The sequence below is a fragment of the Pseudomonas sp. TH32 genome (genome assembly GCF_016650855.1).
Classification (GTDB): Bacteria; Pseudomonadota; Gammaproteobacteria; order Pseudomonadales; family Pseudomonadaceae; genus Aquipseudomonas.
The window spans coordinates 4091940-4111859 of sequence record NZ_JAEKFA010000002.1 but is presented as its reverse complement, the minus strand read 5'-3'; the positions used below and the strand labels follow the sequence as shown (position 1 = coordinate 4111859).

The following is a 19920-nucleotide window of genomic DNA, read 5'->3' as shown; positions in this document are numbered from 1 at the left end:
AAAGTATTTAAGGAATATCGATCATGGCTGCTAAAGAAGTTAAATTCGGCGATTCCGCCCGTAAGAAAATGCTCGCCGGTGTCAACGTCCTGGCTGACGCAGTAAAAGCGACCCTGGGCCCTAAAGGCCGTAACGTGATCATCGAGAAGAGCTTCGGCGCTCCGACCATCACCAAGGACGGCGTTTCCGTCGCCAAAGAAATCGAGCTGAAAGATCGCTTCGAAAACATGGGGGCGCAGCTGGTCAAAGACGTTGCCTCCCGTGCCAACGATGACGCAGGCGACGGCACCACCACCGCCACCGTTCTGGCTCAGTCGATCGTCAACGAAGGCCTGAAAGCCGTCGCTGCCGGCATGAACCCGATGGACCTGAAACGCGGCATCGACAAGGCGACCATCGCCATTGTCAAAGAGCTGAAGTCCCTGTCCAAGCCATGCGCTGACACCAAGGCAATCGCTCAGGTCGGCACCATCTCGGCCAACTCCGACAGCTCCATCGGCGACATCATTGCCGAGGCCATGGAAAAAGTCGGTAAAGAAGGCGTGATCACCGTTGAAGAAGGCTCGGGCCTGGAAAACGAACTGTCGGTTGTTGAAGGCATGCAGTTCGACCGTGGCTACCTGTCCCCGTACTTCGTCAACAAGCCAGACACCATGACCGCCGAGCTCGACGGCCCGCTGATCCTGCTGGTTGACAAAAAGATCTCCAACATCCGTGAACTGCTGCCAGTTCTGGAAGCTGTTGCCAAAGCCGGCCGCCCACTGCTGATCGTTTCCGAAGACGTTGAAGGCGAAGCCCTGGCGACCCTGGTTGTGAACAACATGCGCGGTATCGTGAAAGTGGTTGCTGTTAAAGCACCTGGTTTCGGCGATCGTCGCAAGGCCATGCTGCAGGACATCGCTGTTCTGACTGGCGGTACCGTTATCTCCGAAGAGATCGGCCTGAGCCTGGAAAGCGCTACCCTGGAACACCTGGGTAATGCCAAGCGCGTCACCGTGACCAAGGAAAACACCACCGTGATCGACGGTGCTGGTGTTGAAGCTGACATCCAGGCACGTGTTACCCAGATCCGCGCTCAAGTGGCTGATACCACTTCCGACTACGACCGTGAAAAACTGCAAGAGCGTCTGGCCAAGCTGTCCGGCGGCGTTGCAGTGATCAAGGTTGGCGCAGGTTCCGAAGTTGAAATGAAAGAGAAGAAAGCCCGCGTTGAAGACGCCCTGCACGCTACCCGTGCAGCCGTTGAAGAAGGCGTGGTACCTGGCGGCGGCGTGGCACTGGTTCGCGCTCTGCAGGCTATCTCCGAGCTGAAAGGCGACAACGCTGACCAGGACGTCGGTATCGCTCTGCTGCGTCGTGCGGTTGAAGCACCTCTGCGCCAGATCGTTGCCAACTCCGGCGACGAGCCAAGCGTAGTCGTCGACAAGGTCAAGCAGGGTTCGGGTAACTTCGGTTACAACGCTGCTACCGGCGAATACGGCGACATGATCGAAATGGGCATCCTGGACCCGGCTAAAGTGACTCGTTCGGCTCTGCAAGCGGCTTCGTCGATTGCCAGCCTGATGATCACCACTGAAGCAATGATCGCCGAGATCAAAGAAGATGCTCCAGCTGGCGGCGGTATGCCAGACATGGGCGGTATGGGTGGCATGGGCGGCATGATGTAAGCCAGCCTTACCCCGATACTGAAAAACCCCGCCTGCAGCGATGCAGGCGGGGTTTTTTTATGCGCGCAGGTCAACTGACGCCGCGACGCCCGAGGAGTTTCTTGAACATGAAACCACGGGCCAGCATCAGGTGCGAGGCGGGCGGCAAAGATGCCACGGGTCCCGGTGCCGCAGTGCCGGATGACGGAGGGACAGGCACGTTTGCGGTTTTTTTGAGGGGCGCCGGTTGGGGCCGCTCCCAATGGCCGGACATGACGACCATGCCCAGCAGTTTTAGGGTGTTGCCGTAGTAGTCCTGGTCCCGGATGGACTGGTGCTGCAGGTTGTCCCAGATGTTATTGAGCCACAGCTGATTGTCGGGGCTGATCATTGCGCTGACCCCGAGTGCCGCCACAAAGGCCGGCTCATTCTGCGCTTCATCAATGATACTGCCGTCGATCCGGTAACCACTGTTGAAGTTACCCGGCTCATCGTGAGTGGTGGCGCGTGCCCAGCGGTTGAAAGTGGTCAAGGTGTACAGAGCGCGAGGGTCACCGTACATCAAGTAATCCAGGCCGATGCGCCACGGGTAACGGGCGGCATTCCACGCGTAGGCGCCGTCGTATTTGCCTTCCACCAACTCGGGCCGTGCCGGGGTGAGCGAGGTGTCCAGGTGGCTGATAAAGTCCGGCACCAAAGCACTTTTGGCACTGTAGCGCTGGGTAAAGGTGCTGATGATCGAATAGGTCTTGTCGCGAACCGCCTGCCAGCGTTTATCCCCGGTCATGGCGAAAAAGCTGTAGAGGTGCGACTGCATGAAGTCCGAGCTGCGAGTCGTGTACTCCAGCTCTGCATCGCCGTCGGTACCGGCCCAGTCGCCGAGCATCAAATGGTGGGTCCTGGGATGCACCTCGTGTTTCATGATCGCCGCCATGACCGTGTTGGCCTCGCTGCGATAGTCAATCGTGCCCTGGCTGCCCCATTTCTGGTCGGCCAGCAGCAGGGCGTAGGCGATGTCCAGGTCGCCGTCGGTGGCGCTGACGTCGCCGCGAAAGGCGTCGGTGGAGTCGCCGCATCCCTCGACCTGGTTCCAGGCCATCAAGCCGGGATCGGACGCTGCCGGGTGATCCTGGAAGTAGCGCACCATGGCGTCGAAGGTCTTTTGCGCGTCGTCATCGTAGTCCGCCATCATCACCGTGAGCAGCATGCCGTAACCATGGGCCTCGGACACCGTGATCGTGCCGGGCGCAGTGCCACCGCCCACCGGTTTGTGGTCGGCGTTGACCTTGACGAAAACCCGGCCGCTGCCGCATTCGCTCGACAGATACACCGCCTTCCAGTCCTTGTAGAACGTGACCAGTTGCTGATCCATGATCGCCTGGGATTGGCGATTGGGCAGGATAGTGCCGGGGTAATAGGGCGCGTGGACACTCTGGGCCGCGAGGCTGCCTGACCATGAACCGGCGGCCATGCACAGTGATAACACCAGCGTAGGCAGATGCCGTTTAAGGTGACGCATGAAGTGACTCTCCAACCTGATCCAAAGGGTATGGACTCAGGATGGCGCGTGCGATCCTGAATCAGGTCGCGAGGTTAGCGGCAGCGGGGAGGTTCCACTGTCACAGGCTGTAACAGCCTAACCCGGGCGCAGCGCCAGGGTCAGGGTCAGGCGTGCACCGCCCAACGGGCTGCGGGAGATCGACAGTTCCCCTCGGTGCCAATGGCTGGCGCGTTTGGCCAGCGCCAGGCCCAGGCCAAACCCGCCGGGTTCGTCGCCGCCCATGGCCAGGCGCACGAAGGGCTCGAAGATCTTTTCGCGGTTTTCTGGCAGCACGCCGGGGCCGTCATCGTCCACATGCAGCACCAGGTGCTGGCCTTGGGATGAAGCGCTGACATTCACCCGTTCGCGGGCGTAGGTGATGGCGTTGCTCAGCAGGTTACGCACGATCAAATGCAGCAGGGCGCGATCACCGATCAGCTCCAGGTCGGCCGGGTCGGTGTCCAGGGTCAGCAAGCGATGGTGCCCGTCCAGCAGGGCGAACTCCTGTTGTAGCCAGTCATGGATATTGATCGGCTCATGCTGCAGGTCGCTGGGCGCGTCGGCCAGCCGGGCAAAGGCAAGGCTGGCGCGAACCAGCGACTCCAACTCTTCGATGTCGGTTTGCAGGCGCTCTTGCAGGCGGGTGCGGGTTTCGGGGTCGGCACTTTTGCTCAGCAGCGCCAGGGCAAACCGCATCCGCGCCAGGGGCGTGCGCAGTTCGTGGGACACCGCCTGCGAGACCTCCCGGTGGCGCTCACCCATCGACGTGATGTCCTGGGCATGCTGGCGCAAGGTCTGCTGCAACGGTGCCCATTCCTGGCTCATGGCCGGCAGCAGCGTGTTCGGCGTGCGGGCGAGGGTAGCAATGCTGGCGTTGAGGGTGTTGAGGTCGTGGGTGTACTTGCGCCGGGCACGCAACGCGATCCAGAGAAACAGCACCACCGGCAGGCCGGCGACACAGGCGGTCACCCAATACACCGGATATTGCAGCAGGTCCTTCACTTCGGCGGTTCCCCACATGGGGCCGAATTGAATCACCGTATCGTCGTCCAGCGGGAAGTAGGTAACGTCCTCATCACTGTTCTGCGCGGGCTGATGGTGGTCGAGCATGACCAGGGCTTCCGGCGGCAGCTCAATATCATCCTTTTTCACCAGGCTGACCGGGTACTGAAAGCGGGCTTGCAGCGCCTCGATATGCGCCTCCCGCTGTTCGGCGGGCAAGGCCTTGAGTTGCTCGGCCACCAGATAACCCGGGCCGGCCATCAAGCGCAGAAAACTGTAGTCGCCGACAAACACCGCTGCGTTCGTGCACAGCCACAACAGGTAGAAGGTGAGGGCCGCCCAACTGGTGCCGGCGGCGATGGCCATCCACGGGCGCACTTTAGACAGCATGCTGGCTCCCCGTCGGGATTTCGACGAACAAGTAACCCTGCGCGGTGATGGTCTGGATGGTCACGGGGCACTCAAGGCTCATCAGTTTTTTGCGCAAGCGCGACACCCGCATGTCAATTGAACGATTCAGGCCGTCGTACTCCAGGCCACGCAGGCGCTGGAGCAGTTTTTCCCGGGTGAGCAATACGCCGCAATGGCGGGCGAAGATGGCAAGCAACTCGAATTCGGCCACCGAAAACTGCAAGGGCGCCTCGCCAAGCCAGGCGAAGTGGTTGTTCAGGTCCAGCCGAAACGTGCCCCACTGATAGTAGCTGCGGGGGGCCTGGGGATGGCGGCGCAGCAGCGAGCGGATTCTCGCCAACAACAACAGCGGGTCGATCGGCTTGACCACGTAGTCGTCGGCCCCGGCGGCAAACCCCACCAATTGTTCGGCGTTCTCGTCCAGGGCGGTCATCATCAGGATCAGCCCGGGATAATGGTCGCGAATCTGTCGGCACAGGGTAAAGCCGTCGATGCCCGGCAGCATCACGTCGAGGATCAACAAGGCCGGCTGCTCATCACGGATGCGTTGGGCTGCGCGGTCGCCACGGTGTTCTACCGCCACGGTAAACCCCTCGGCGCGCAGGAACTCGGCGGTGAGCGCCGCCAGGGGCAGGTCGTCTTCGATCAGCAGCAGGGTATCGGACATGGCTCAGCGGGATCATTGCCAAAAAAGTGCGCAGAGTGTTGCGCCCTTGCCCCCGGCGAGGCAAGGGGTGTTCATCAAGCGGATGCGGCGGGGCGGTACAGCAAAAAGTAATACGCGCCCAAGCAAATCAGCCAGCTGAAAATCGCCGTCCACACGTTATGGGAAAGAAAGTGCGCGCCTTGCATGGTGCGGCTCACCGAAAGCACTGTGCCCAGCCCCAGCGCAAATATAAAAGCCCAGCGCGCCATTCGTGGCCGGCGATCCCTCAGGGCAAAAAACAATGCAAACAAGGCAAACCCGGTCGCCGCATGCCCACCCGGCCAGCAACGGCCCGGCTTGTCGGTAGGCGGCCTGGGGCTGAGCAGTTCGCTGTAAGTCTCCTGGCCGCCAAACTCCTTGACGCTCCACGGGCATTGCACCGCGGTTACCGTCTTCAAGGGTGAGACAAACGAGGTAGCCAGGCCCAGGGACAGCACCAGGCAGCCCAGCTCCCGACGATAGGGCTTAAGCCGTTCAACAATAAAGGCTCCGGCAAACCCGGCGATCGCCAGTACGGAAAACACGATCACCATCTGCTTGGCGCGATCGTGAAGAATGTCTTCGAGAAAAAAACTGTGCCGGCCCACAAAGCCGCCTTCGGCAGCGTTGTAGAACAGTTTGGCCACGTCCATGTCCAGCGATGTCAGCTCCAGCAACAGCATGACCACCGCCAAAACGGCTGGCACGCCGAGACCGAGCCAAAAGTTGAGGGGTTTGGAAACCGGGCGAGCAGCGATTGCGTGCATGGTGAACTCAGATTCTAAAAAAAGCCCCGGGCAGACCTGGCCGGGGCGTTTCGGTTAGCGTGCACTCACCTGGGGGACCTCGTCCTTGGGCGCCCTCCAGCTCAGCAACTGTTGTTTGTAGCCGTAACTGGCGCCCTGGTAGTAGGTAATGGCCCGCTGGATCAACGGGTCATCGCTGCCAACACGGGACTCATGGCTGTCACCCAGCGCCTGGTCATGGCGGCGCAGGCCCTGGCGTGGGCTGAGGATCGCCAGGTCGTTACCGTCGAATAAACCGAGGTACTGGTAATTGCCGACCACTACCCGTGGCGGCAGCGGGTTGTCTTGCAGCAGGTTGCGGCCAAAAAACGTCGACTCGTAGCTCAGGTTCAACAAGCCCAGCAGCGTCGGCGCGAGGTCGATCTGGCTGGCCAGCTTCGCGTTCTCCGCGGCATCAATCAGCTTGGGCGCGTAGATGAACAGCGGGATCTGGTAATTGACCATGGGCAGGTCTTCCTTGCCCGCGCTGCCTGCCGTGTGGTCGGCGACGAAGATAAAGATGGTGTTGTCGAACCAGGGCTTCTGGCGCGCCGCGTCCAGGAACTGGCCGATGGCGTAGTCGGTGTACTTCACCGCGCCATTGCGCCCGTCGCCGGATTTGATATCAACGCGGCCTGCCGGGTAGGTGTACGGGCGGTGGTTGGAGGTGGTCATCAGCTGCAGCAGGAATGGTTGCTGCTTGGCGTAGTCTTCGTCCGCCAGTTTCAGCGTCTGTTTATAGAGGTCTTCGTCGGCCATGCCCCAGGCGTTTTTGAAGCTGATTTCCGCTTCGGGCACGCTGCTCTGGTCGACCACGCGGTAACCGTTGCCGCTGAAAAACGCGTTCATGTTGTCGAAGTAGCCACGGCCGCCGTAGACAAACACGCTGTCATAGCCGATGGCGTTGAGCTGCTGTCCCAGGCTCCCGAAGCCGCTCTCCCGGCCGATGCGCTTGACGATGGAGCGTCCCGGCGTCGGCGGAATGGCCAGGGTGATGGCTTCCAGGCCACGGTCGGTGCGGGTACCGGTGGCGTAGAAGTTATTGAAGTACAGGCTTTGCTTGCGCAGCGCGTCGAGGTTGGGCGTGAGGTTATTCGGGTCGCCGTTGCTGCCCATGTACTTGGCGCTGAAGCTTTCGATGGTCACCAGCACGATATTGGGTTTGCGCAGCGTGCCCGGGTTGGTAATGGCGCGGCGGATATCCAGCGGATCAGTGCCGATAAACCGTGCGTTCGGCTCGCTGAGTTCGGCGCGCAACTGCTTGGCGACCACATCCGCCGGGAGGCTCTTGTAGAACTGGTTATAGTCCAGCTCGTTATTACGGAAGGCGGCGAAGAACTGATACGGGCCGTTGCTCGCCAGTTCATTGTTGTAGGCGTTACCGCCCTGGCTGCGCGGGCTGTCCTGGTTGATCAATTGCAGGCTCAGGCCGGCCACCACCAACAAACCGAGTGCGTTGAGCAGGCGCTTGCGCATCGCGGGCAACGGCGCATTCATCGCCGTGTTGAACGGTTTACGCAAGGCCAAGCTCAAGACGATTGCCATCACCGCCAGCAGGCTCAGCAGCTTGCCGATCGGATAGGACTCCAGCAGGTTGTTCAGCACCTCTTTGGAGTAAACCAGGTAATCCACGGCAATAAAGTTGAAGCGCACGCCGAACTCGTCCCAGAACAACCATTCGGCCACGCTGGTGAAGAGCATGGCGAACAGGCTGACGGTGAGTACGGCCTGCAGGAACCAGCGATGGCCCCGGCGACGCCACAACCCCGGCGGGCACAGCAGCAGGTACAGGCCCAGGGGCAGTGCAGCATAGGCGAGGAAACCGAGGTCATAGAGCAGGCCCACGCCAAATACCGGCAGCAGGTTACCGCTTACTTCGTCCAGGTGGGTTACCAGCAGCAGAATCCGGGTCAGTAGAAAAACAACCAGCCAGGCACCGGTCACCAACAGCAAATAGCGCATTGGCGCCGTTTTTGGAAAACCCATGTCAATGTTCCTTATTTTCGATGGGCGCGATCTTCGCGCTGACACTGTAGTCAGGTTGTGAACCTATAGTGAAAAACTCGTTAAGTCCCGCAATCGGTGAAAACAGTAATTGACGCGGCCTTCAGCCCTAGCCGTGAGCCATACTTGGCCTTAAGCTGCGCGAGCCAACACGGCCGTTACCGCGTACGGAGACACTGCCCATGCGAATTTTATTGGTTGAAGACAACCGCGATATTCTGGCCAACCTGGCCGATTACCTGGGGCTGAAGGGCTACACCGTAGACTGTGCGCAGGACGGTTTGTCGGGCCTGCACCTGGCTGCAACCGAACATTACGACCTGATCGTGCTCGACATCATGCTGCCCGGCATTGATGGCTACACCCTGTGCAAACGCCTGCGTGAAGACGCACGCCGCGACACGCCGGTGATCATGCTCACCGCCCGTGACCAACTGGATGACCGGCTGCAGGGCTTCAAGTCCGGCGCCGATGACTACCTGCTCAAGCCGTTTGCGCTGTCGGAATTAGCTGCGCGCATCGAAGCGGTGCTGCGCCGTGCCCAGGGCGGCGGTCGCCGTGCCTTGCAAGTCGGTGACCTGAGTTACGACCTCGACACCCTGGAAGTCACCCGCGAAGGGCGCCTGCTCAAGCTCAACCCGGTCGGCCTGAAGCTGCTGGCGGTGCTGATGCAAAAAAGCCCTCACGTGTTGCGCCGCGAAATTCTCGAAGAAGCCCTGTGGGGTGATGACTGCCCGGACAGCGACAGCTTGCGCAGCCATGTCCATCAACTGCGTCAGGTGATTGATAAACCCTTCGCCAAACCGTTGCTGCAAACGGTGCACGGTGTGGGTTATCGCCTGGCCGAGGGTCGTGATGGAGTTTAAGCAAAGCCTTGCCCAGCGGATCATCATTGCCTTCGCCTTGATGAGTGCGTTGGTGGCGGGGGCCTTCGCCATGGGCATCGTCGCCACGGTGCACCTGGTGGAAGAAAAACTCATTTCGGCAGGCCTTGGCGGTGACTTGCAACGCCTGCTGCTGATGGACAGCGTCGAGGACTGGAGCCACCGTCCCGAGCCGGACCAGCTGTTCTACTTCAGCGGCGGCCCTGGCGATTTCGAGCTGCCCAAAGACTTGCGCCACCTGGACGCCGGTTTTCACGAGGTATTCCGCGAGCAGCTTTCCTACCACGCGATGGTCGAAATCGTCGACGGTCGCCGCTATGTCCTGCTGCAAGACCAGAGCGATTTCGAAGAGCGCGAGCGCGTGCTGTTTGCCGTGGTGCTGGTGGGGTTTGTGCTTAGCCTGGCGCTGGCGGTGTTCCTCGGTTGGGTGCTGGCGCGCAAGGTCATGGCACCGGTGGTGCGCCTGGCTCGCCAAGTGCGCCATCGGGACCAGTTACTCGGCCTGGCGCCGCCCCTGGCCCCGGACTATGCCGCGGATGAGGTCGGTGAGCTGGCCGTGGCCTTCGACGCGACCCTGGGCCGTTTGCGCCAGGCGTTGTCCCGGGAGCAGCTGTTTACCAGCGACGTCAGCCACGAGTTGCGCACCCCGCTGATGGTGCTCGCCAGTTCCTGCGAACTGTTGCTGGAGAACCCGGCGATTGATCAGCGCGGCCGCAAGCAGGTTGAGCGCATTGCGCGGGCCTGTGAGGAAATGCGCGAACTGGTACAGACCTTCCTGATGCTGGCCCGTGCCCAGCGCGAAGAGGCGGGCATGTCGCCCCAGGCCAACCTGGCGCAGGTGGCCGACGACCTGCTGGGGATCTGGCGTGAGCCGATCGAGCGCAAAGGCCTTGAGCTGATTTATCAGCCCGGGGCACCACTGGATACCCGCTACAACGCGACCTTCCTGCATGCGGTGATGGGCAACCTGCTGCGCAATGCACTGCATTACACCGAGCAAGGCTTTATCCGCCTCACCCTGGAGCCGAGTGGCTTTGTGGTGGAAGACTCCGGCGTGGGAATTCCCGAGGACAAGCGCGAAGCGATGTTCGAGCCGTTTGTGCGCGGCAGTGAAAAGCGCGGTGAAGGCCTGGGCCTGGGTTTGTCGCTGGTCCAGCGCATCTGCGAGAACCAGGGCTGGAGCGTCAGCCTCAGTACCATGGAGCCCAACGGTTGCCGTTTTCATGTCGAGTTGAGTCAGGTCAAACCCTGATGCCTGCCCTGCCGCTACCCTGCGGCAGACTCCTCGATTTTCGCCGAAGATGGCACCATGCCACGACTTGTATCTGCAAAGTTTTGTAATGTATACGATTCGACAGGACAAGTTTTTCACAATGTGTTGACCTGTTGATCACAGGATTCTGCTTAAGGTTGTAGGCATCAGTAACTGGAGACCCGTTGATGCCTACTCCGATCAAGCTCGAATTTTCCGAAAAGTACGACGATCAGCACGCGCAGAATTATTTGCTCAAACATCAGGACAATCTGGCTCGCCGGTTGTCCCACAAACGCGACGAGCAATTGGCGCGTGGTGCGCTGGCCATGGCCGGTGAGCCTGGCCTGGTGCTGGACTTGCCGTGTGGGGCCGGGCGTTTCTGGCCATTACTGGCAGAAAAGCCCAACCGCGTGATCATTGGCGCCGACAATTCAGCGTCGATGTTGAAGATCGCCACCGTCGCCCAACCGGCGGATGTGGTGAAACGGGTACGCCCCTTGCAGACGTCTGCCTTTGATATTGATTTGCCCGACAACGCAGTCGACAGCATTTTCTGCATGCGCTTGATGCACCACATTGGTGACCCCGAGCACAGGCTGGCAATACTGCGCGAATTTCAGCGTGTTACCCGCGACAGCGTGATTATCTCGTTGTGGGTGGACGGCAACTTCAAGGCGTGGAAACGCAAGCGTGCCGAAGTGCGGCGTCGCAAGAAAGGTGAGCAGGAAGGTTACCAAAATCGGTTCGTGTTACCGGCTGCTACTGTTGAGGCAGAGTTTGAACAGGCCGGTTTCCGTGTTCAGGAATCTCTGGACTTCATACCGCTCTACGCCATGTGGCGAGTGTATGTATTGCGCAAGAGGTAACAGGATGGCTGTCGAGTGTTTAGCAGGTAGTGAAGTAGCTCCCGAAGAGCGATTTGATTATTTCTGGCGCCAGCAGGGCGAGTGGGTCGAGGAACCCAATCGTCGTCGTGGCGGTGAAAGTGGTGTGCAACGGGTTGTGGGCACCAATGGTCGTTTGCTCTACAGCAAGCGCCAGACCGGCCATATCTACCGCAGTTGGCTCCATCCTTTTGGACGCCCCACTGTTTTACGTGAGCGCGATGCCCTCAAGGGCCTGCGTTTGCTGGATGTACGCGTGCCGGAACTGGTGTTCTGCGAAGCCCGCCGCGACCCTGAGCACCAGTGGAAAGCGTTGTTGGTGACGGCGTCGCTGGACGGTTTCGACGAGATCGAAAACTGGTACGCCGCCGGTGGTCGTGAGCAGTATGGCGAGTTGGTGCATGAGCGCTTGCTCAAGGAACTGGCCGGTACCCTGGCGCGGATGCACAAGGGCCGTTGGCAGCATGGTTGCCTGTATATCAAGCATATTTTTGTGCGGGTGACGGGCGAGGGTGATGCGGCCAAGGTAGAAGTGGCGCTGCTGGACTTCGAGAAGTGCCGCCAGCGGTTGACCGCGTTTCGGGCGGCTCGGCACGACATGTTGCAGTTGCGCCGCCATTCGTCGTGGAATTCTACGGACTGGAAAAAACTCAGCTACTTTTACGAGACGGCGTTTGGCAGCGCTATCAAAGGTTTAACGTAATGAAGCTAGAAATTGCACGAGGTTTGTTTCTGTTGGGGGCGTTGGGCATAGCTGCCCTGGCCCTGGCTGCCTGGGAGCAGCCCCGGACACAAGTCCTCAGTGCGGTGCAGGGTGTCGGGCAGCAGTGCCCGATGCCGCGGATCGCCAAGGTCGGTGTCACGGCCAAGCCTGATCATGAGTTGTTGTTATTCATGTTCGGGATGTCCCAAGGGATGAGGCCACAAAGTTGAAGAGATTGAAGCCCAAATAAAAGGCCTCGCTGGTTCGAGGCCTTTTATTTGGGCTTGGTTTTTGGGGGGGGTATATCCGTTTCTTCGGTAATGGCTACTTGTGGTTCCGCTCTTACAGCGGGTCACTTTGGAAAAGCCCCAAAGTAACCAAAGGGCTCTGCCCCGCCTGTCGGCGCCTCGCTTAGGCTCGGCGTTCCCTCACTCCGGCATTGCTCCGCGGGCCGCCGCGACGGGGCGTCCCTGCCCCGTCGCGGCTAAACCGGCGTCCTGCCGGTTTACCCGCTCCTCAATCCCTGCGTTCGGCCTCGGGCTGAGTGGGGCAGTCAGATCAAGATCAAAAGCAAGAGCACAGCGGCCTACAGGCCGGCTTGAGTGGTAGAAGCCAGAGCAAAAGCCAAAGCGAAAACAGAGCCGCTTTTCTGTAGGAGCCGGCTTGCCGGCGAAGAACCTGAGAGCGCCGCGTTCATTCAGGACGCCAACGTCATCGTTAACGACCATCGCCGGCAAGCCAGCTCCTACAGGGGATCGTGCCCGCTTTAGATTTTGATCTTGCCTTTGCTTCACACCACTCAAGCCGGCCTGTAGGCCGCTGTGCTGTTGATCTGCTTTTGATCTTGATCTTAGGCGCCCCGTTAAACCACGCTGGCCGAAAGCAGGTAGTACGGAGCGGGTAAACCGGCAGGACGCCGGTTTAGCCGCGACGGGGCAGGGACGCCCCGTCGCGGCGGCCCGCTTCGTGCTGCCGGAGTGAGGGCACACCGAGCCTAGGCGAGGTGCCGAGTGGTGGGGCAAGAGCCTTTTGGTTACTTTTGGGCTCCTTTCAAAAGTGACCCGCTGTAAGAGCGGAACCCATAGCCGCCCTGACCGCAGCAACGGATATGCCCCCCGATCAAACCAGATGCAGATGGTTATCCCAAAGCCCCGCCGGCAATTCCAGCGGCTTACCCACCAACGGCACCTGCCGACAATCATAAAACCGGCAACGCCCCTGACCGGAAGTCACCACAAACCCGTCCGCCACCGCACCCACCCCGGCACAGTCCGGCAACGGCCCGTCCAGCAGCAACTCAGCGCTGTCCATGTTCCAGATAAAGAACCGGTTTCCCCGGGGCGCCGTCAGCGCCACCAGTCGCAACTCACTGTGCACCGCCACACTGGCCGTGTAATGCCCCATGGCCTGCAACTGCTCATCCGCCACCGGAAACGCCACAAACGCCTGCCCCGGCCGCTTGATCGCCAGTAACTCCGAGCGCTCATGAGACGCCCCCATAAACTGCTGCCCGGCGAGGATCGTACCGTCGCTGGCAATCCCCATATGCCGCACGCTGTTCATCTGCTGGCCCAGGGTCTCCTTGCTCAACAGTGTCCCGTCGCGCTGCATCAGGACCAGGCTCGGCTCCATGGCATTCAGGTTCATCTCGACCCGGCTCTCGGCCTCGGTACGAATCCCGCCGTTAGCCACCACCAGTGTCTCGCCGTCAGGCATCCACGACACCTGATGCGGCCCAATCCCATGGGTAGAAATCTCACCGGTGTGCACCAACCGCTCACCCTCAAACCGATACACACCCAGCAAGCCGCGACCCGGATCGGACGTGTCATTCTCCGTGGCATACAGCCACTCGCCGTCCTTGTGAACCACCGCGTGCCCATAGAAGTGGCGATTGGCCTTGGAGGTGATGGTTTGCAGCAGCGCCCCGTCCCGCAAGTCGATCAGGTAGCTCTCGGTGCCCGGCCGACGGGCGACAAACAGCGCAATCGGCAGTGTCGGGTGGTTGATGATGTCGTGGCAACGCTGGCCGACCTGGGTGGCAAACACCTGCTTGCCGTCCAGGTGGAAGCCGACGGCGTAGTGCTTGCCGTCGCTGTCATCCCGCGCCGAGAGCAGCAGCGGGCTTTTGCCCTTCTGCTTGAACAGCGTCCAGCCACCCAGGGTGATTGCACTGAGCAGCACGCTGCCGATCGCCAAAGCCTGTCGCCTGAGCATCATCAGTCACCGTCGTTGGCGTTAAAGCCCAGTTGGATGCCCAGCGCCTTGGCCAGTTCGCCTTCGTGCAGGCGGTGGACCACGTTGAGGCTGTCGTAGATATCGTTGAGTTGTTGGCGCCCGGCATCGTCGGCCAGCAGTTCGTTCAGCGAACGCTGGTTGCTGGCGAACAGTTTCAGGGACGCGGCATACGCGGCGTCGATCTTGTCAGCCAACGGCTTTTGATCGGCCGGCAACAGGCCGCGCAGGCCTTTGTTGTCGACGCCGACCCAGACGGTCTGGGCGGCAGCCAGGCTGGCCTCCAGGCTTTGCAGGGACGACTGGCTGCGCCACGCATCAGCCTGGAACGGCTGCGGGATACCCTTGGTCTGGCGGCCCATTGGCGTGCCGAGTTTTTTCTTCAGCGTGTCCAGCGCGGTCACTTGGACCCGCAGCAGGTCGGCGATGGCTTCGTGGGAATCGGCGTAGCGCTGGTTAGGAAACTTGGTCATCTGCGCCAGCATGCCGTCGGTGCTGTTCCAGCTCGAGAGGATTTCTTCGGCCAGCAGTTTCTGGCGCTCGCCAATGGCCACCAGCAGCGGGCAGTAACGGGCTTTTTGCGTCTCGTCCGCCAGGTCAGTCTTGGCGTCGTAGAGGATGTATTCGTAGGCCGACAGGCCCTGCACCACGACGCTGGATTTGGCCAGTGCGGCGGCGTCGATCTGCGGTTGGGTGCTCACCAGTTGTTCGACCTGACGGCCCACCAGGTTTTTCTTGTCCGGCCAGAACTGCACCTGCCACGAACGGTTGCCCTCGGCCAGCGGGCCGATCAGCAACGGCTGCAACTCGGCCCAGGCTTTTTGCGCGTGCAGGAAGTCGGCGCGGGCGGTCTCCAGGCTTTCCTTGCCCTGGCAGTAAGCCAGGGCACTGACGGCCAGTTGGCGGTCGGCTTCAACCCAGCGGCTGTAGGTCGGCAGGATCACTTGCTTGGCGATGGCCGCCGAGGTCACCGCTTGCGGGTCCTGGGGCGAGCACGCACCGAGGGCGAGGGCGGCCAGGCTGGTGAACAACAACTTGGGACGGAACATGTCGAGCTCCCTTCTGTAATTAGGACAAAGCTTATAAAGAATTTAGAAATGCCAGCAACGCAGCGCGCTGTTCGGCATTGAACGACAACACATGCTGCTGCGCCGCCTGGGCTTCTCCGCCGTGCCACAGCACGGCTTCCATCAGGTTGCGGGCGCGGCCGTCATGCAAGAACTGGGTGTGACCACTCACGGCCTGCGTCAGGCCGATGCCCCACAACGGCGGTGTGCGCCAGTCGCGGCCACCGGCCTTGAATTCGCTGCGGTGATCGGCCAGGCCGTCGCCCATGTCGTGCAACAGCAAATCGCTGTAGGGGCGAATCACCTGGTTGGCCAATTCAGGTTCGGCGGCGGTGGGCGCCGTGGTGAATTGCGGGGTGTGGCAGCCCTGGCAACCGGCCTGGTAGAACAGGTTTTTCCCGGCCAGCACTTGCGGTGCGTTGACGTCGCGGCGGGCGGGCACGGCCAGGTTGCGGGTGTAGAACAGCACCAGGCGCAGGATGTTGTCGCTGACCTCAGGCTCGCCATCTGGGCCATTGCCGTTGGGCGCCTGTTTGCAGGCCACTTGTGCATCGGTGCAGTCATCGAACGGTCTCAGGGACGTGGTGAGGCCCATATCACCAGAGAACGCGTGAACATTTTGTTGATTGAGGTTCGGCTGCCCGGCTTTCCAGCCGAATCGACCGAGGACAGTCTTGTGTTGCGCGTCGTCCCAGACCCAATTCGCCCGTCCGACGAGAGCTTCCTTGTCGGCGGTTTTCGGGTCGGTGTTGCGCAGGATGTCGGCGTCGGGAATCGCTTCCAGCAGCCCCAGGCCGATCATCGGCGGTGCAACCCGGGCCGAGAACCGCGTGTCGGGGTGCATCGGGCCGTAACCCAGCTGGGTGATTTGCAGCGCCGGCTTGCGCAGTTCGACAACGGTGCCGTCCTTGAAACGGACATTGACCGGTGTGTAGTCGACCCGCACCTTGCCTTCCGGCGCGACGCCGGGTACGGCCATGTCCTGCAATTGCCCACCGTAGACCGGCTCGGGGACTACACCCAGTTGTTCGATGACCTTGGCATAGGGCGGCGCATCGGGAATCGACAGGCGCACCAGCATCGACACCGCGTTGGGCGCATCGGGCAGCGGCGGATGACCTCGGCCGTCCTTGATATGGCAGTTCTGGCAGGCATTGGTATTGAACAGCGGCCCCAACCCGTCGCGGGCGGTGGTGGTGGACGGTGCAATCACCCAGGGGCTGCGGAAGAAACTGTTGCCCACGCTGAAGTCCAGGCGCCGGGTGGGCGACAGGTTGGCCGAAGGCAACGAGAAGGCGTTCTGGTCGGTCTTCCTTACTGTTGCCGCGCCACCGGCACGTGCTTCGCCCGGCTCCGCTTTCGTGAATCGCGGGGCGTCATCGCAGGCACTCAGGCTCAGGGCCATCAACAGTGCAGACAGGCGCAGGGGCGAACGGGACATCAGTCTTCCTGAACGTAGGCTGAAAATAAGGCCGCAAAGTCTAACAGGGCAGGGCGGATTGAATAAGAGCAATTATCGTTTGGTGGTATCCGATTCATTCCCGCTAGAATGGCTGCACATTTTTCTCTGGAGGTGGCCAATGCAGGCTCTCGACGCTTTGCTCAACCGTGTTTCCGTGCCGCGACTGCTGGACCCGGCACCGACCCAGGAGCAGCGCGACCTGCTGTTCGCCGCCGCCATGCGCGCCCCCGACCACGGCCAACTGCGGCCTTGGCGCTTCCTGACAGTGGAAGGTGCGGCACGTGAGCGCATGGGCACGCTGCTGGCCGAAGCCGCCCGTCTGCAAGACGCCGACGCGCCCCAGGCGTTTATCGACAAGGCACAAAATGGCCCGCTGCGTGCGCCGTTGGTGGTGGTGGTGATTGCCCGCCTGCAAGAACACTTCAAGGTGCCCAAGTCCGAGCAGCGCCTGGCAGCGGCCTGCGCGGCCCACGGGATTCTGCTGGCGGCGTACGCCCAGGGGATCGGCGCGGTGTGGCGCACCGGTGAGTTGTCGTACTCGGCCCACGTCGCCAAAGGCTTGGGTTTGACCGGGGATGAGGAAGTGATTGGCTTCCTCTACCTCGGTACTCCACAAAACCCGCCGCGTACGGCGCCGAAGGAAGACCTGGCGCCGTTCGTGGCCGCCTGGACCGGGGCTTAAACCCGAAACTGATCCATCAGCTTCATCTGCTGGCTGGCCAGGGCATTGAGTTGGCTGCTGATGGCCGCCGATTCGGTGGCCTGGCCGGTCAGGGTTTCGGTCACGGTGCGGATCGCCGAGACGTTGCGGTTGACCTCTTCGGCCACTGCACTCTGCTGCTCGGCGGCGCTGGCGATTTGCAGGTTCATGTCGCTGATTACCGTCACCGCGTCGTTGATCTTGCCCAGCGCTTGCACCGCCTGATGAATCTGGCCGGCATTGTTCTGGGCTTGGTTCTGGCTCGAATGCATGGTCGCCACCACCCCGCGGGTGCCGGTCTGGATGCGCTCGATCACCAGGCGAATCTCCTCCACCGAATCCTGGGTACGCTTGGCCAGGTTGCGCACCTCGTCGGCCACCACCGCAAAACCGCGCCCGCTTTCCCCGGCGCGCGCGGCTTCAATCGCGGCGTTCAGGGCCAGCAGGTTGGTCTGCTCGGCAATGCTGCGGATCACTTCAAGTACCGAGCCGATCTGTTCGCTGTTCACCGCCAGGGCTTCGACTTCGGTCACGGCCTTGCTGACTTCTTCGGCCAGGGTGGTGATGTCGCGGGTGCTGCGTTCAATAATCTGCATGCCTTCACGGGCTGACTGGTCGGCACCCCGGGCAGCGCTGGCGGCGTTGGACGCGCTGTTGGCCACATCGTGGGCGGTGGCGCTCATTTCGTTCGAGGCCGTGGCCACCTGGTCGATCTCACGGAACTGCACCTGCATGCCTTCACTGGTCTGGCGCGCGATTTCCGAAGACTGATCAGCGGTGCCACGGGCTTCGGTGATGCTTTGCTTGATCTGCGCGATGGTCGGCTGCAGCTTGTCGAGGAAGCGGTTGAACCAGTTCACCAGTTCGCCGAGCTCATCCTTTTTCCCGTAGGCCAGGCGTTGTGTGAGGTCACCGTCGCCGCTGGCGATTTCCTTGAGCATGGCGGCCACGCTGTTGATCGGCCGGGTCACGCCGGTGGCCGCCAGCCAGATCAGCAGCAGGCCCAGCAAGCCGGCGGCTGCGCCCACCAGCAACGCCTTGACGGTGCCACTGGCCTGGGCCTTGTCGAGCACCGCCTGGAGTTTCAGCGAATCTGCCAGCAGCACTTCCTTGGGCAGTTTGATGACGATGCCCCAGGATTTGGCGTCGGCAATCGGCTTGACCGGGTACACCGCGCGTATCGTGCCGTCTTCCTCGCGGATCTTGCGGGTATCGTTGGCCAACAGTTGCACAATCTCCTTGCCTTCGGCACCGAGGGTGTCGATCAGGTTCTTGCCGACTTTGGCGGGTTCGCCGCTGTAGCCGGCGATCAGGCCCGTGCTGGAGAGAATCTCCAGGTGCCCGGCACCGTCGAACAGCTCCTTTTGCGCCGCATCGGTCGCGGCTTGCAGGGTGTTGAGGGCAAGGTCGACACCCACCACGCCCATCACTTTGCCGTCGACCAGCAGCGGCAGGGAAATGGTGGTCATCAACACCGGTTTGCCGGCCACCGTGTCTTCATACGGGTCCAGCAGGCAGGTGTTTTTGGTGTCTCGCGGGCAGGTGTACCAGATGTTGTAGGGCGTGCCGCTGAGGTTGAGGGTGGTCTTGGTCAGGTCCTCTTCGACCATCACCGTGTTCAGGCCCTCACCCCCGGCGCGGCTCCAGTAGCTGGAAAAGCGGCCTTTCTCGTTGGACACGCGGGCAGCGTCGTTGACGAATTCGCTGTCTTTGCCATCGAGCGCGTTGGGCTCGAACGACAGCCAGATGCCGAGCACCTTGCTGTTGCGATCAAAGGCGGTTTTCAGGCTGTGGTTGAGTTCTTCACGCAAGGCCCCGGCGTCCAGCGAGCGCTTGCCGGCCAGGGTGCGCAGGTCCTTGATCTGGTCGGCGAGGGCGGTGACCACCAACAGGCTTTCGCCGAAGGTCTTTTGCAGTTGTACGGCTTGTTCGGCGGCCTTGGCCTGCAACAGGTTCTGCACGCTGTTGGTGAGCATTCGCGAGCTTGAGTCGCTGATCAGTTGGTCGTTCTGGCTGGTCTGGTAGAGGTTCATGCCGACCACCAGCGCGATCACCCCCAGCAGGCAGAGACCGGACAACAGCACGATTTTCAAGCGAATGGAGAGGGTGTCGAACATAGGTGTACCCGCGAATGGACTTATTGGTCTGCAAGCTCACGCGAGTCCATTCGGCGCTATGCCCGGAACATCGGCTTGGGCCGGCGGTTCATGAGCGGGAGCCGATGAGCGGTAGGCGGGTGTCAGGCGGGTTGCGGGAGGCGTTCCGGCCGTGACCAGATCCACAGGTTGCCCATGCTCATCCCGGCGATGGCCAGGTAGATCGGCCAGCCGTGTTCGAGCATCACCAGCATCAGGCCGGCGCACAGCAACATGCTGATGGTGGCGCTGACTTTGGCCCGGCGGGCGATGATTTTGCCGTTGCGCCAATTGAACAGGATTGGCCCGAACAGCCGATGGTTTTCCAGCCAGGCACTCAGGCGCGGGGAGCTTTTGGTGGCGGCCCAGGCGGCCAGCAGGATGAACTCGGTGGTGGGCAAGCCCGGTACCACAATCGCAATCAAGCCGATGCCCAGGCTGACGTAGGCCAGCAGGCCGAACAGGACGCGGGCGATTTTGGACGAGGATTGGGTTTTGCCGGTCATTTTAGTGGGGCTTGCA

The 19920-nt window shown here is 61.4% G+C and carries 17 protein-coding genes and 1 pseudogene; 7 read left to right on the top strand and 11 right to left on the bottom strand.

Annotation, left to right across the window (positions count from 1 at the left end; genetic code table 11):
- Nucleotides 1-23: 23 nt before the first annotated feature.
- Nucleotides 24-1667 carry a chaperonin GroEL gene (gene groL / locus JFV30_RS22470; RefSeq protein WP_003208597.1) on the top strand — a complete coding sequence of 548 codons (1644 nt, stop codon included), beginning with the start codon at nucleotides 24-26 and terminating at the stop codon, nucleotides 1665-1667.
- A gap of 70 nt (nucleotides 1668-1737) precedes the next feature.
- Here the strand turns inward: groL and JFV30_RS22465 are convergent, their stop codons facing one another.
- The 5 genes from JFV30_RS22465 to JFV30_RS22445 all read right to left on the bottom strand — a co-directional run bounded on the left by JFV30_RS22465 (nucleotide 1738) and on the right by JFV30_RS22445 (nucleotide 8055).
- Entirely contained in the window at nucleotides 1738-3165 is a 1428-nt protein-coding gene (locus JFV30_RS22465) for a glycosyl hydrolase family 8 (protein ID WP_201125210.1), read from the bottom strand.
- Nucleotides 3166-3282: 117 nt separating this feature from the next.
- Nucleotides 3283-4578, bottom strand: coding sequence for a sensor histidine kinase (locus tag JFV30_RS22460; protein ID WP_201125209.1), 1296 nt, complete (start codon nucleotides 4576-4578; stop codon nucleotides 3283-3285).
- On the bottom strand, nucleotides 4568-5266 hold the full coding sequence (locus tag JFV30_RS22455) for a response regulator transcription factor (protein ID WP_010170013.1): 699 nt from the start codon (nucleotides 5264-5266) through the stop codon (nucleotides 4568-4570). The genes JFV30_RS22460 and JFV30_RS22455 overlap by 11 nt, the downstream gene beginning before the upstream one ends.
- Before the next feature lie 74 nt (nucleotides 5267-5340).
- Nucleotides 5341-6051, bottom strand: a complete 711-nt coding sequence (locus JFV30_RS22450) for a phosphatase PAP2 family protein (RefSeq protein ID WP_201125208.1) — start codon at nucleotides 6049-6051, stop codon at nucleotides 5341-5343.
- Between the two features lie 54 nt (nucleotides 6052-6105).
- Nucleotides 6106-8055, bottom strand: a complete 1950-nt coding sequence (locus tag JFV30_RS22445; RefSeq protein ID WP_201125207.1) for an LTA synthase family protein — start codon at nucleotides 8053-8055, stop codon at nucleotides 6106-6108.
- A gap of 200 nt (nucleotides 8056-8255) precedes the next feature.
- Between JFV30_RS22445 and colR the strand changes: the two genes are divergently transcribed.
- The 5 genes from colR to JFV30_RS22420 all read left to right on the top strand — a co-directional run bounded on the left by colR (nucleotide 8256) and on the right by JFV30_RS22420 (nucleotide 12029).
- Complete coding sequence (gene colR, locus JFV30_RS22440; protein ID WP_003175870.1) at nucleotides 8256-8939, top strand: two-component system response regulator ColR; 684 nt, start codon at nucleotides 8256-8258, stop codon at nucleotides 8937-8939.
- Nucleotides 8929-10209, top strand: coding sequence for a sensor histidine kinase (locus JFV30_RS22435; protein WP_010170010.1), 1281 nt, complete (start codon nucleotides 8929-8931; stop codon nucleotides 10207-10209). The genes colR and JFV30_RS22435 overlap by 11 nt, the downstream gene beginning before the upstream one ends.
- 188 nt (nucleotides 10210-10397) lie before the next feature.
- The gene (locus JFV30_RS22430) at nucleotides 10398-11078 is read left to right on the top strand and encodes a class I SAM-dependent methyltransferase (RefSeq protein WP_003208584.1); all 681 of its coding nucleotides are present in this window, start codon (nucleotides 10398-10400) and stop codon (nucleotides 11076-11078) included.
- A 4-nt stretch (nucleotides 11079-11082) separates the two neighbouring features.
- A complete protein-coding gene (locus JFV30_RS22425) occupies nucleotides 11083-11799 on the top strand; it encodes a lipopolysaccharide kinase InaA family protein (protein WP_029615863.1) in 717 nt (238 codons plus the stop codon).
- On the top strand, nucleotides 11799-12029 hold the full coding sequence (locus JFV30_RS22420) for a hypothetical protein (RefSeq protein ID WP_010170008.1): 231 nt from the start codon (nucleotides 11799-11801) through the stop codon (nucleotides 12027-12029). Before JFV30_RS22425 ends, JFV30_RS22420 begins: the two co-directional genes overlap by 1 nt.
- A gap of 889 nt (nucleotides 12030-12918) precedes the next feature.
- On the opposite strand, the gene JFV30_RS22415 is transcribed toward JFV30_RS22420, so the two are convergent.
- Genes JFV30_RS22415 through JFV30_RS22405 form a run of 3 tightly spaced genes read right to left on the bottom strand, consistent with a single transcriptional unit; the run spans nucleotide 12919 to nucleotide 16542 of the window.
- Nucleotides 12919-14016, bottom strand: a complete 1098-nt coding sequence (locus JFV30_RS22415; protein WP_169389240.1) for a DUF1513 domain-containing protein — start codon at nucleotides 14014-14016, stop codon at nucleotides 12919-12921.
- 2 nt (nucleotides 14017-14018) lie between these two features.
- Nucleotides 14019-15083 (bottom strand): imelysin family protein, encoded by a 1065-nt coding sequence (locus JFV30_RS22410; RefSeq protein WP_201125206.1) that lies wholly within the window; start codon nucleotides 15081-15083, stop codon nucleotides 14019-14021.
- A 31-nt stretch (nucleotides 15084-15114) separates the two neighbouring features.
- A complete protein-coding gene (locus JFV30_RS22405; RefSeq protein WP_201125205.1) occupies nucleotides 15115-16542 on the bottom strand; it encodes a di-heme oxidoreductase family protein in 1428 nt (475 codons plus the stop codon).
- 139 nt (nucleotides 16543-16681) lie between these two features.
- Between JFV30_RS22405 and JFV30_RS22400 the strand changes: the two genes are divergently transcribed.
- A complete protein-coding gene (locus JFV30_RS22400) occupies nucleotides 16682-17245 on the top strand; it encodes an NAD(P)H nitroreductase (RefSeq protein ID WP_010170004.1) in 564 nt (187 codons plus the stop codon).
- Here JFV30_RS22400 and JFV30_RS33730 read toward each other — a convergent pair.
- The 3 genes and pseudogenes from JFV30_RS33730 to JFV30_RS22390 form a co-directional block, all read right to left on the bottom strand.
- Nucleotides 17242-17997: a methyl-accepting chemotaxis protein gene (locus JFV30_RS33730; protein ID WP_446739878.1), complete on the bottom strand. Its 756-nt coding sequence runs from the start codon at nucleotides 17995-17997 to the stop codon at nucleotides 17242-17244. The two genes, JFV30_RS22400 and JFV30_RS33730, sit on opposite strands and share 4 nt — an antisense overlap.
- Before the next feature lie 102 nt (nucleotides 17998-18099).
- Nucleotides 18100-19239, bottom strand: a pseudogene (locus tag JFV30_RS33725) (PDC sensor domain-containing protein); the annotation flags it as partial.
- Nucleotides 19240-19502: 263 nt separating this feature from the next.
- Nucleotides 19503-19904, bottom strand: coding sequence for a YbaN family protein (locus JFV30_RS22390; protein ID WP_169386154.1), 402 nt, complete (start codon nucleotides 19902-19904; stop codon nucleotides 19503-19505).
- Nucleotides 19905-19920: the final 16 nt, after the last annotated feature.